This is a genomic window from Thermohalobaculum sp. (genome assembly GCF_058622915.1).
In genome coordinates, this window is record NZ_JBZSYN010000135.1 from 1 (window position 1) to 11,198 (window position 11,198).

The following is an 11,198-nucleotide window of genomic DNA, read 5'->3' on the forward strand; positions in this document are numbered from 1 at the left end:
CGGCTGGGCAAGCCGGAGGAGTGGTTCAATCCCAACTTCGTGCCGCGCGTCGCCCAGTCGCTGAACGCCGACAACCTGACCAACTACGTCAAGATGCTCAAGCGCAAGCAGGCATCCGGCGGGGTCTTCGGCTTCGAGGTCACCTACTACCAGATGCTCACGACCTTCGGCAGCGAGGCGGCCTTCCTCGCCCATTTCCCGCCCGACGTCCCGAGCTTCTTCCTCATGCGCGAGGACATCGCGCTGCAGGCGGTCTCGCTCGCCAAGTCGGTGGCGACGTCGATCTATCACTCGGTCGACGCGGCGGTCGAGGACATCGGCCGGGCCGACCGCGACTTCCAGTACGACGCCGGCACCATCGAATACTGGCTGGCGCACATTCTGGACCAGGAGTGCAGGTTCGAGCGCTTCTTCGCGGCCAGCGGCATTGCGCCGCTGCGCATCAGCTATGAGATGATGATGTTTCTGGGCCGCCAGGACCTGCTCCGCCGGCTTGCGACCCGGCTCGGCGAGGAGCTCGGCCGGCTCGACCCGCAGGAGGACGGGCATACGAAGATCGGCACGGAGAAGAACCAGCACTTCGCGGCGCGCTTCGCCCGCGAGAACGCGCGGCTGATGCAGGCGGTGGCCCGGCGCCGCGCGGGAACGCTCGGCGCGCTCGCGGATCAGGCGGTCGGCGCCGCCTGATCCGCGTCCGCGCAGCGTCCCGGCAACGTCCGCCACGCGGATGGACGCCGCAGACGATCGAACTGCCGCCCGCGGCGCGCCGCGGCCCCGGGGCCGGCTCAGCCCAGACTCGAGTCGATTCCCTTGCAGGCGTCGATCAGGCCCTTCACGGCGTTGATGGACTTGTCCAGCATGGCCTTCTCGTCGCGGTTCAGGCTGATCTCGAGCACCTGCTCGACGCCGTTGTGGCCGATCACCGCCGGCACGCCGAGATAGATGCCCTTCTGGCCGTAGGCACCGTCGAGATGCGCGGCGCAGGGCACCACCCGGCGCTGGTCGCGCAGGTAGCTCTCGGCCATTGAGATCGCCGAGCTGGCCGGGGCGTAGAAGGCCGAGCCCGACTTCAGGAGGCCGACGATCTCGGCGCCGCCGTCGCGCGTGCGCTGCACGATGGCGTCGATTCGCTCCTGGCTCGTCAGCCCCATCTTGACCAGCTCGGGCAGCGGGATGCCGGCCACCGTGGAGAAGCGCGTCAGCGGCACCATGGTGTCGCCGTGGCCCCCGAGCACGAAGGCGTTAACGTCCTGCACCGAGACCTTGAACTCCTCGGCCAGGAAGTAGCGGAAGCGCGCCGAGTCGAGCACGCCGGCCATGCCCACCACCTTGCCCGTCGGCAGGCCGGAATACTTCTGCAGCGCCCAGACCATGGCGTCGAGCGGGTTGGTGATGCAGATCACGAAGGCGTCCGGCGCATGCCTGGCGATGCCCTCGCCCACCTGCTTCATCACCTTTAGGTTGATGCCGAGCAGGTCATCGCGGCTCATGCCGGGCTTGCGCGGCACGCCGGCGGTGACGATGCACACGTCCGCCCCCTCGATGCCGGCATAGTCGTTGGCGCCGGCGAAGCGCGCGTCGAAGCCCTCCACCGGGCTCGATTCGGCGATGTCCAGCGCCTTGCCGTCGGGAACCCCCTCGGCGATGTCGAAGAGAACCACGTCGCCAAGCTCCTTGAGCCCGACGAGATGCGCGAGCGTGCCGCCGATCTGACCCGCGCCGATCAGCGCGATCTTGCTCCTGGCCATCACAGTCTCCCTAGAATGCCACTATCCCTGTAACGCGCACCGCCCCCTGGGCGTTCGCCGGGACGGCGCAGCCGTTGCACGAATTTGGCGCCGGGCGCAAGGCCGGGCTCAGCCGGGCACCGGCACGGTCGGCACCCAGCAATAGCCGTCGGGGTCGAGGATATGGGCCTCGCGCACGCCGTGCGGCTTGTCCGCGGCGCCGGCCAGCACGGTCGCGCCCAGGGCGCGGGCGGCGGCCTCGGCGGCGTCCGGGTCGCAGCCGTGAAGGCGCAGCTCGGCGCCGGCGCCGCGGCCCTCGGCCCCGCGTGCGATGCCGCCGAGCGGGTGGTCGCGATAGGAGCGGTCGCTGTGCAGCATCCACACCGAGCCCTGCGCGCGCAGGATGGCAAAGTCGCGCTCCCAGTAATCCACGCTGGCGCCCAGCACGGCGGCCTGGAAGCGGGCGGCGCGCTCGACGTCGGTGACGAGAAGGTTGATGCCCAGCCCGGGGCCAAGCGCCCGGCCGAAGCCGGCGGGGTCGGGCCGGCCCGCGCCCTCGGGCGGCAACATGTCGCGCGTGTGCATCGGCCCCTCCGGCAGGCCCCGGCTTGGTTGCGCCGCATCCTGCGCCCCGGCCCAGCCCTGCGCAATGTCGCCGTGGTCCTGCGACGGGAACCCCGCGGCGCCCGTGTCGGCCATGCCGCGCGCCCTTGCGGGGCCGCGCGGCGCGCCCTAGGCTCCGCTGCCGGCCACCGTCACGAGGGGTTCCGATGGAGACCAGCTTCCGACCGCGCCGCTCGGTGCTCTACATGCCGGGCTCGAATGCCCGTGCGCTGGAAAAGGCGCGGGCGATCCCCGCCGATGCGCTGATTCTCGACCTCGAGGACGCGGTGGCACCCGCCGAGAAGGAGGCGGCGCGCAGCCTGGTGGCGCGCACGGTGCGCGCACGCCCCTATGGCCGGCGCGAGGTGGTGGTGCGGATCAACGCGCTCAACACGCCCTGGGGCCAGGCCGACCTGGCCGCTGCGTCCAGCGCCGGGCCCGACGCCATCCTGGTGCCGAAGGTGGAGAGCGCGGCGGCGATCGAGCGAATCGCCGTCGAGCTCGAGCGGCTCGCGACGCGCGCGACCACGCGCATCTGGTCGATGGTGGAGACCCCGCTCGCTGTGCTTCAGGCGCGCGAGATCGCCGCCGCCTCGCCGCGGCTCGCCTGCCTGGTGATGGGCACCAACGATCTGGTCAACGAGCTGCGCGCCGAGCACACGGCGAACCGCGCGCCGGTGCTGACCGCGCTGTCGCTGTGCCTGCTGGCGGCGCGGGCGCACGGGCTGGCTATCCTCGACGGCGTGCACAACGCGGTGCGCGACGAGGCGAGCCTGCGCGCCGCCTGCCGGCAGGCCCGCGCGCTGGGCTTCGACGGCAAGACGCTGATCCATCCCGCCCAGGTGGGCCCGGCCAACGAGACCTTCGCGCCGTCCGCAACCGAGCTCGATCTCGCCCGGCGCCAGGTCGCCGCCTTCGAGGAGGCCGAGGCCGCGGGGCGCGGCGTCGTCGTGGTCGACGGGCGGCTGGTGGAGAACCTGCATGTGGAGAATGCGCGGCGACGGCTCGCCCAGGCCGAGACCATCGCCGCCCTGCAATCGGAGGCGGAGGCTGCGCCATGACCCTACTGATCCTCGGCCTCGCGCTCTGGTCGGCCGGACATTTGTTGCCGATCTACGCCCCCGACGCGCGCGGCGCGATGGCGGCGCGGCTGGGCGAGGGGCCCTACAAGGGGCTGTTCGCGCTGGTGGCGCTGGGCGCCATCGCGCTGATGGTGATCGGCTACCGCCAGGCGGCGGTGGTCGACATCTGGTTCCCGCCGGCGCGGCTGGTGGACCTCAACAACCTGCTGATGCTGATCGCCGTCTTCCTGCTCGGCGCCGGCCATGCCAAGAGCAGCGCCAAGCACTATGTGCGCAACCCGATGCTGACCGGCGTCGCGGTCTGGGCGGTGGCGCATCTCCTGGTCAACGGCGACCTGGCCTCGGTGGTGCTGTTCGGCGGCATGCTGGTCTGGGCGATCGCGGCGATCCTCGGCTCCAACGCCCGCGACGGCGCCTGGCAGCGTCCGCCCCGGGGCACGACCGCCGGGCTGGTGCGGCACCTGATCATCACCGCCGTGGTGTTCGGCGTGATCGTCTTCATCCACTGGCAGCTGCTGGGCGTGCGGCCGGTCCCTGGCTGAGGGCGGGGCCGCGGCCTCGACAGCGCGCACGCCTTGGGCGACAATGGCGGGGCCGGGCCGCCCCCTCGCGGCCGATCCCGGCCCCCGGCCCGGCGCGCCCGGCACATGTGTGCTGGGCGGGACAACGAGACAGGGAGAAAACCCATGCCCGACAGCATCTACAAGGTCATCACCCTGGTCGGGACCCATCCCGAGTCCTGGGAGAAGGCGGCCAAGGCCGCGGTCGACCGCGCCGGCAAGAGCCTGCGCGATCTGCGCGTGGCCGAGGTGATCGAGCAGGACGTGGTGATCGAGAACAACCAGGCGAAAGCCTACCGCACCAAGCTGCGCATCTCCTTCAAGTACGAGGGCGAGGGCTGAGCCCCCCGCCCCCCGCCGCGGCCGGCGGCCGCGGCGGCCCGGCTCTCCAGCACGGGCGGACCCCGGCATGACGAAGACCGATCCGGGCCGTTTCTTCGAGGACTTCCGCCTCGGAGAGCGCATCCGCCACGCCACCCCGCGCACGCTGACCGAGGGGGACAGGGCGCTTTATGGCGCGCTCTACCCCTCTCGCTTTGCGCTGCAATCCTCGGACGAGTTCGCCCGGGACTGCGGCCTCGCGCGCAGCCCGCTCGACGCGCTCGCCGCCTTCCACGTGGTGTTCGGCAAGACGGTGCCGGACATCTCTCTCAACGCGGTGGCCAATCTGGGCTATGCCGAGGGGCGGTTCATGGCGCCGGTCTACCCGGGCGACACGCTCGCGGCGGTCTCCGAGGTGATCGGGCTGCGCGAGAACTCGAACCGGCGCACCGGCATCGTGTGGGTGCGCACGCGCGGCACCAACCAGCGGGCCGTGACGGTGCTCGAATACTGCCGCTGGGTCATGGTCAGGAAGCGCGACGGCCAGGCGGCCGCGCCCGAGCCGGTGGTGCCCGAGCTCGCCGACGCGGTGGCGCCCGATGATCTCGTGGTGCCAGACGGACTCGATTTCTCCAGCTACGACAGTGGGTTGGCGGGTTCGCCCGATTTCTGGGAGGACTACGCGCCGGGCGAGAGGATCAACCACGTGGACGGCGTGATGCTGGAGGAAGCCGAGCACATGCTGGCCACGCGGCTGTGGCAGAACACCGCGCGAGTGCATTTCGACCCGGCGGCGCGGGGTGGGGAGGCGCGGCTGATCTATGGGGGGCACATCATCTCGATGGCGCGGGCGCTGAGCTTCAACGGGCTGGGCAACGCGCAGCTGGTGGCGGCGATCAACGGCGGCACGCACGCCGCGCCGTGCTTTGCCGGCGACACGGTCTATGCCTGGTCGGAGGTGCTGGAAAAGGCGGCTACATCAGTGGCTTCGGTCGGTGCGCTGCGGCTGAGGCTGGTGGCGGTGAAGAACACGCCGGCGGGCGAGATGGTGCTGCGCGAGGGCGGAAATTACGCCCCGGGTGTGGTGCTGGACCTCGACTACTGGGCGCTGATGCCCCGGCGCGGAGCCTGAGCCGAGGGCGCCTTAACTCTTATATGTCTTATATAGGACATGTAAGAATTAACCGTAAAATGTGGGTTGAAATTTAACCATGCCGCGGCGCCCGAGGACGGCGCCCGGCATCTGCGGCAACGGCAGGGGCGTCGCCTTGGCGGCGCTGCCCCTGGGCGGGTCATTTCGCAGTTGCGGAAGATTCACACTGGAAAGCGCGGGTTTGCAGCCCTACAACGTCTCGGACGGGCGGCACTGCCGGCCCGCCGCACGGCACCAGGACCACGGAGCAGCCCATGGCAGATGTTGACCGCGCCAATCGACCGCTCTCGCCGCACATGCAGATCTACCGGCCACAATGGACCTGGGTGCCCTCGATCGTGCACCGCATCACCGGGGTCGGGCTGCTGATCGGCGGCATGATGCTGGTGTGGTGGCTGACCGCCGCGGCGGCGGGGCCGGGGGCCTTCGCCACCGCCGACGGGATCATCACCTCGTGGTATGGCCATATCGTGCTCCTGGGGCTGACCTGGGCGCTGGCCTTTCACCTCTTGAACGGCATCCGGCACCTGTTGTGGGACATCGGCCGGGGCTTCGAGGTCGCGACCGCCGAGCGCGCCGCGCAGGGCGTGGTGATCGGCTCGGTGGTGCTGACCGTTCTGCTGTGGATCGTGGCGTAGGGAGGCAGGCATGGGTTTCAGGACGGCACGCGCCCGCGTCGGCGGGCTCGGCGCGGCCCACGAGGGCACCGGCCACTGGTGGCAGCAGCGCCTTACCGCGCTGGCGCTGGTGGTGCTGGCGCCGCTGTTCGTCGTGCCCTTCGCGCACGCGCTGGGCAGCGGCCACGCCTATGTGGTGGCGCTCTACTCCAGCCCCTACCACGCGCTGGTGGCGGTGCTGTTCCTCGGCGTCGGCTTTCGGCATCTGCAGCAAGGGCTGCAGGTGGTGATCGAGGACTACGTGCCCGAGAAGGGCTGGTGCACCGCGCTGTTGATCGCGAACACGATGTTCTGCTTCGTCCTGGCGCTGATCGGCATCTTCGCGGTGGCGAAGATCGCGGTGGCGGGCTGAGGCGGCGGAGGGACGAATGGCGAGCTACGAATACGTCGACCATGCCTATGACGTCGTCGTCGTCGGCGCCGGCGGCGCGGGCCTGCGCGCCACCCTGGGCATGGCCGAGCAGGGGCTGAGAACCGCCTGCGTCACCAAGGTGTTCCCCACGCGCAGCCACACCGTGGCGGCCCAGGGCGGCATCGCCGCCAGCCTGGGCAACATGGGCGAGGACACCTGGCAGTGGCACATGTACGACACCGTGAAGGGGTCGGACTGGCTGGGCGACAACGACTCGATCGAGTATCTGGTGCGCGAGGCGCCGGCCGCGGTGGTCGAGCTCGAGCATTACGGCGTGCCGTTCTCGCGCAACGAGACCGGCACCATCTACCAGCGTCCCTTCGGCGGCCACACCACCAAGTTCGGCGAGGGCCCGCCGGTGCAGCGCACCTGCGCCGCGGCCGACCGCACCGGCCACGCCATGCTGCACACGCTCTACGGCCAGTCGCTCAAGCAGCACGCCCAGTTCTTCATCGAGCACTTCGCCATCGACCTGGTCATGTCCGAGGACGGCCGGTGCGTCGGCGTGCTGACATGGTGCCTCGACGACGGCACCATCCACCGCTTCTCGGCCAAGATGGTGGTGCTGGCCACGGGCGGCTACGGGCGCGCCTTCTTCTCGTGCACCTCGGCGCATACCTGCACCGGCGACGGCGGCGGGCTGGCCTCGCGCGCCGGGCTGCCCCTGCAGGACATGGAGTTCGTGCAGTTCCACCCCACCGGCATCTACGGCGCGGGCTGCCTGATCACCGAGGGCGCGCGCGGCGAGGGGGGCTACCTGACCAACTCGGAGGGCGAGCGCTTCATGGAGCGCTATGCCCCCACCTACAAGGACCTCGCCAGCCGCGACGTGGTCAGCCGCTGCATGACCACCGAGATCCGCGAGGGCCGCGGCGTCGGCCCGGAGAAGGATCACATCAACCTGCATCTCAACCACCTGCCGCCCGAGACGCTGCAACTGCGGCTGCCCGGCATCTCGGAGTCGGCCAGGATCTTCGCCGGGGTCGACGTCACCCGCGATCCGATCCCGGTGCTGCCGACCGTGCACTACAACATGGGCGGTATCCCCACCAACCACTGGGGCGAGGTGATCGCCTCGACCGCGGACGAGCCCGACCGCATCGTGCCCGGGCTGATGGCCTGCGGCGAGGCGGCGTCGTGCTCGGTGCACGGGGCCAACCGGCTGGGCTCGAACTCGCTGACCGACCTGGTGGTGTTCGGCCGCGCCTGCGCCATCCGGGCGGGCAAGGTGGTCGATGCGGAGGCGCTCAACCCGCCGCTGGACGACAAGGCCATCGACAAGGCGATGAGCCGCTTCGACCGCATCCGCCACGCCAACGGACAGGTGCCGACCGCGAAGCTGAGGCTCAACCTGCAAAAGGCGATGCAGGAGGACGCCGGCGTCTACCGCAACTCCAAGAACCTCAAGCAGGGCTGCGCCCGCATCGCCAAGGTGGACGCGGCCTTCGACGACGTGCAGGTGTCGGACCGCTCGCTGATCTGGAACTCCGACCTGATGGAGACGATGGAGCTGGGCAACCTGCTGGCCAACGCGCTGGCCACGATCTATTCCGCCGAGGCCCGGCACGAGAGCCGCGGCGCGCATTCCCACGAGGACTATCCCGACCGCGACGACGAGACCTGGCGCAAGCACTCGCTGGCCTGGGTCGGCACCGAGGACGTGGTGACGCTGGGCTACCGCCCCGTGCATACCGAGCCGCTGACGCCCGAGGACGACGGCGGCATCGAGCTCAAGCGCATCGCGCCGAAAGAGCGGGTCTATTGAGGCGATGCGGGACGGCGCGCATCCCATGAGCGGGCTCGGCCGCACGCCCGATCAGATCCGGGCGGCGATGGAGCTGCGCGCGCGCCGCGCCATCGACCACGTCACCGCGCTGGCGTGGGGAAAGACCCCGCGGCTGTGCCCGGTGTGCGGCTATGAGGGCATGTTCTCGCCGGTGCGCCACAAGCCCGAGATCTGGTGCCCGTCCTGCGATTCGCGGCCGCGCCACCGGCTGCTCAAACTGTGGGTCGAGCGCGAGATGCGCCTGCCCGGGGGGGCGCGCGTGCTGCACTTCGCCGCCGAGCCCTTCATGCGCGGCTGGTTCGAGGCGCGCGGCGCGGACTATGTGACCGCCGACATCGACGCGCGCCACGACCTCACGCTCGACATGGAGGCGATGGCGCTGCCCGATGCCGCGTTCGACATGGTGCTCTCGGTGCATGTGCTCGAGCACGTGGACAACGACGCCCGCGCGCTGGCCGAGGTCTTCCGCGTGCTCAGGCCCGGAGGGCAGGCGGTGATCATGGTGCCGGTGGTCGAGGGCTGGGACGAGACCTACGAGGAGGCGGGGCTGAGCGACGAGGAGCGCCGGCTGCGCTATGGCGACCCGCTGCACCGGCGCTTCTATGGCCGCGATGTGCGCGGGCGCATCCGCCGCGCGGGCTTCGAGCTCGCCGAGTTCGCCGGCACCGAGCCGGATGTGTCGCGCCACGCGCTGCACCGCGGCGAGAGGGTTTTCATCGGCCGCAAACCGGCCTGAGAGGAGCGGGAAATGGTCCAGTTCAACCTGCCGAAGAACTCGCGCATCACCAAGGGCAAGGAATGGCCGGCGCCCGAGGGGGCGAGCAATGTGCGCACCTTCCGCATCTACCGCTGGGACCCCGACAAGGGCGAGAACCCGCGGCTGGACGTCTATCACCTGGACATGGACAACTGCGGGCCGATGGTGCTGGACGCGCTCAACAAGATCAAGAACGAGGTGGACCCCACGCTGACCTACCGCCGCTCGTGCCGCGAAGGGATCTGCGGCTCGTGCGCCATGAACATCGACGGCGCCAACACGCTGGCCTGCACCTGGGGGCTGGACCAGATCAAGGGCGACGTGCGCATCTATCCGCTGCCGCACATGCCGGTGGTCAAGGACCTGGTGCCGGATCTGACGCATTTCTACGCCCAGCACGAATCGATCAAGCCCTGGCTCGAGACCGAGACGCCGGCACCGGGGCGCGAGTGGAAGCAAAGCGAGGAGGACCGCGCCAAGCTCGACGGGCTCTACGAGTGCATCCTGTGCGCCTGCTGCTCGACCTCGTGCCCGAGCTACTGGTGGAACAGCGAGCGCTACCTGGGCCCGGCCGCGCTGCTGCAGGCCTATCGCTGGATCACCGACAGCCGCGACGAGGCCACCGGCGAGCGGCTCGACGACCTCGAGGACCCGTTCCGGCTCTACCGCTGCCACACCATCATGAACTGCGCCAAGGTCTGCCCCAAGGGGCTGAACCCGGCCAAGGCCATCGCCGAGATCAAGAAGATGATGGTGGAGCGCCAGCTCTGATCAACCGGGGGTTGCTGGGGCACAACCCTGGCTTGCGCAGCCTCGGCCGTCCGATCAACAGGCAGTTGTGATACCAGATTAGCGCAACTAATGCCGAACTTTTGCCGCTAATTATTGTAGGTTGAGGCATTCGTGCGGCAACCGGCCCGAGCCGGTGCCGAGCATTCAGTGGTGGTATGCGTTTCATGTCCCGAGTAATCGACCTCTCCGCTCAGCGACGCGGCGGTGGCCCGCCCGAGCCGCTCCGGCACCCCGCCGGGGTGCTGCTGCCCTTCGACGGCCCCTCCGATGCGGCCCTGATCATCCCCGAGATCCGCAGCGAGATCCGCTCGGGCGCCTATGATGCCGACCTGATCGCGCTGCTCGATGCGGCGCTGCGCCCCGGCGACCGGGTGCTGCTGATCGGCGCCGGGCTGGGCGTGCTCTCGACGCTGGTCGCCCGGCGCGAGGACGTCGAGCGGGTGATCGCGGTCGAGGCCAACACCGCGCTCATTCCCTATCTCGAGCGCACCCATGCGCTCAACGGAGTCGAGCGGGTCGAGACCGTCAACGCGGTGCTGGCCGAGGGCAAGAAGGGCCGCGTGCCGTTCTTCGCCCGGCGCGACCTGCGCAGCTCGTCGCTGTTGCCGCACGACCGCTCGTGGCAGCAGGTGATGATGGTCCCCTTCATGGACCTCAACCTGATCCTGGCCGAGGAGCGCATCACGCTGATCGTCTCGGAAATCCCGCTGGGCTCGGCCGGGCTGCTGGCGGGGGCCGAGCTGGGCGAGATCGAGCGGATCCTGCTGACCATGGCCGAGGAGGCCTCCGACGCCTGGGAGGACGACGGCATCTGCGCCGCCCTGGTGGCGCACGGCTATGTGCCCGAGGTTGCCGGCACGGCAGTGCTGTTGCGCCGCGCCGACGCGCTGGAGGCGCCCCGCGCCGGCTCTGGGCGCGCCCCCGCCGATACGGCCGCCCGCGCCGGCACGGCCGCGGCCGGCGGCACCGGCGGTGAAAACGAGACCGCGGACGAGACCGCGGACGAGACCGCGGACGAGACCGGGGACGAGACCGGGGACGAGACCGGGGACGAGGACACGGGCGGCGGGGGTTCGGACGGCGACGGTGCGGGCGATCGGCGGGGCCTGGTCGAGGCCGGCCCGGCCCGCTCCGCGCCCGGCAAGGCAGGACAGGAGGCAGCGGCGGATGGCATCCCGCCGCCCGGCGTGGCCGCCGCGACTGCGCCGGCCCCGATGTCCGAGGCCGCGCGCAACGGCCAGGGGCGGCGGCTGTGGGGGCTGACCGCAACGGCGCTGTTCCTCGCCCTGCCGCTGATGCTGATCGGCCAGCTGGCGAGCGAGCGCGGC

13 protein-coding genes are annotated in these 11,198 nt (G+C 70.5%); 11 read left to right on the top strand and 2 right to left on the bottom strand.

The window, feature by feature from the left end; all coding sequences use genetic code 11:
* A partial coding sequence (locus AC32QD_RS10515; protein ID WP_492010452.1) for a Stf0 family sulfotransferase occupies positions 1-687 on the top strand: 687 nt, incomplete at its 5' end.
* Between the two features lie 98 nt (positions 688-785).
* Here the strand turns inward: AC32QD_RS10515 and mdh are convergent.
* Together mdh and AC32QD_RS10525 are read right to left on the bottom strand one after the other, a co-directional pair.
* Positions 786-1,748 (bottom strand): malate dehydrogenase, encoded by a 963-nt coding sequence (mdh, locus tag AC32QD_RS10520; RefSeq protein ID WP_492010453.1) that lies wholly within the window; start codon positions 1,746-1,748, stop codon positions 786-788.
* A 108-nt stretch (positions 1,749-1,856) separates the two neighbouring features.
* Complete coding sequence (locus AC32QD_RS10525; RefSeq protein ID WP_492010454.1) at positions 1,857-2,426, bottom strand: VOC family protein; 570 nt, start codon at positions 2,424-2,426, stop codon at positions 1,857-1,859.
* Positions 2,427-2,497: 71 nt separating this feature from the next.
* Here AC32QD_RS10525 and AC32QD_RS10530 point away from each other — a divergent pair, with 71 nt between their 5' ends.
* The 10 genes from AC32QD_RS10530 to AC32QD_RS10575 form a co-directional block, all read left to right on the top strand.
* Positions 2,498-3,391, top strand: coding sequence for an HpcH/HpaI aldolase/citrate lyase family protein (locus AC32QD_RS10530; protein ID WP_492010455.1), 894 nt, complete (start codon positions 2,498-2,500; stop codon positions 3,389-3,391).
* A complete protein-coding gene (locus AC32QD_RS10535) occupies positions 3,388-3,954 on the top strand; it encodes an NnrU family protein (protein ID WP_492010456.1) in 567 nt (188 codons plus the stop codon). Before AC32QD_RS10530 ends, AC32QD_RS10535 begins: the two co-directional genes overlap by 4 nt.
* Positions 3,955-4,098: 144 nt before the next feature.
* Positions 4,099-4,314: a dodecin family protein gene (locus AC32QD_RS10540; protein WP_492010457.1), complete on the top strand. Its 216-nt coding sequence runs from the start codon at positions 4,099-4,101 to the stop codon at positions 4,312-4,314.
* A gap of 67 nt (positions 4,315-4,381) precedes the next feature.
* Complete coding sequence (locus AC32QD_RS10545) at positions 4,382-5,425, top strand: MaoC family dehydratase (protein WP_492010458.1); 1,044 nt, start codon at positions 4,382-4,384, stop codon at positions 5,423-5,425.
* 275 nt (positions 5,426-5,700) lie between these two features.
* A complete protein-coding gene (gene sdhC, locus AC32QD_RS10550; RefSeq protein WP_492010459.1) occupies positions 5,701-6,084 on the top strand; it encodes a succinate dehydrogenase, cytochrome b556 subunit in 384 nt (127 codons plus the stop codon).
* A gap of 10 nt (positions 6,085-6,094) precedes the next feature.
* Positions 6,095-6,475: a succinate dehydrogenase, hydrophobic membrane anchor protein gene (gene sdhD / locus AC32QD_RS10555; RefSeq protein WP_492010460.1), complete on the top strand. Its 381-nt coding sequence runs from the start codon at positions 6,095-6,097 to the stop codon at positions 6,473-6,475.
* A gap of 16 nt (positions 6,476-6,491) precedes the next feature.
* On the top strand, positions 6,492-8,300 hold the full coding sequence (gene sdhA, locus AC32QD_RS10560; protein ID WP_492010461.1) for a succinate dehydrogenase flavoprotein subunit: 1,809 nt from the start codon (positions 6,492-6,494) through the stop codon (positions 8,298-8,300).
* Between the two features lie 25 nt (positions 8,301-8,325).
* Positions 8,326-9,057 (top strand): class I SAM-dependent methyltransferase, encoded by a 732-nt coding sequence (locus AC32QD_RS10565; protein ID WP_492010462.1) that lies wholly within the window; start codon positions 8,326-8,328, stop codon positions 9,055-9,057.
* A gap of 12 nt (positions 9,058-9,069) precedes the next feature.
* Positions 9,070-9,849: a succinate dehydrogenase iron-sulfur subunit gene (locus AC32QD_RS10570; RefSeq protein ID WP_492010463.1), complete on the top strand. Its 780-nt coding sequence runs from the start codon at positions 9,070-9,072 to the stop codon at positions 9,847-9,849.
* Between the two features lie 185 nt (positions 9,850-10,034).
* Positions 10,035-11,198: class I SAM-dependent methyltransferase (locus AC32QD_RS10575; RefSeq protein ID WP_492010464.1), on the top strand; the 1,164-nt coding region annotated here is incomplete at its 3' end.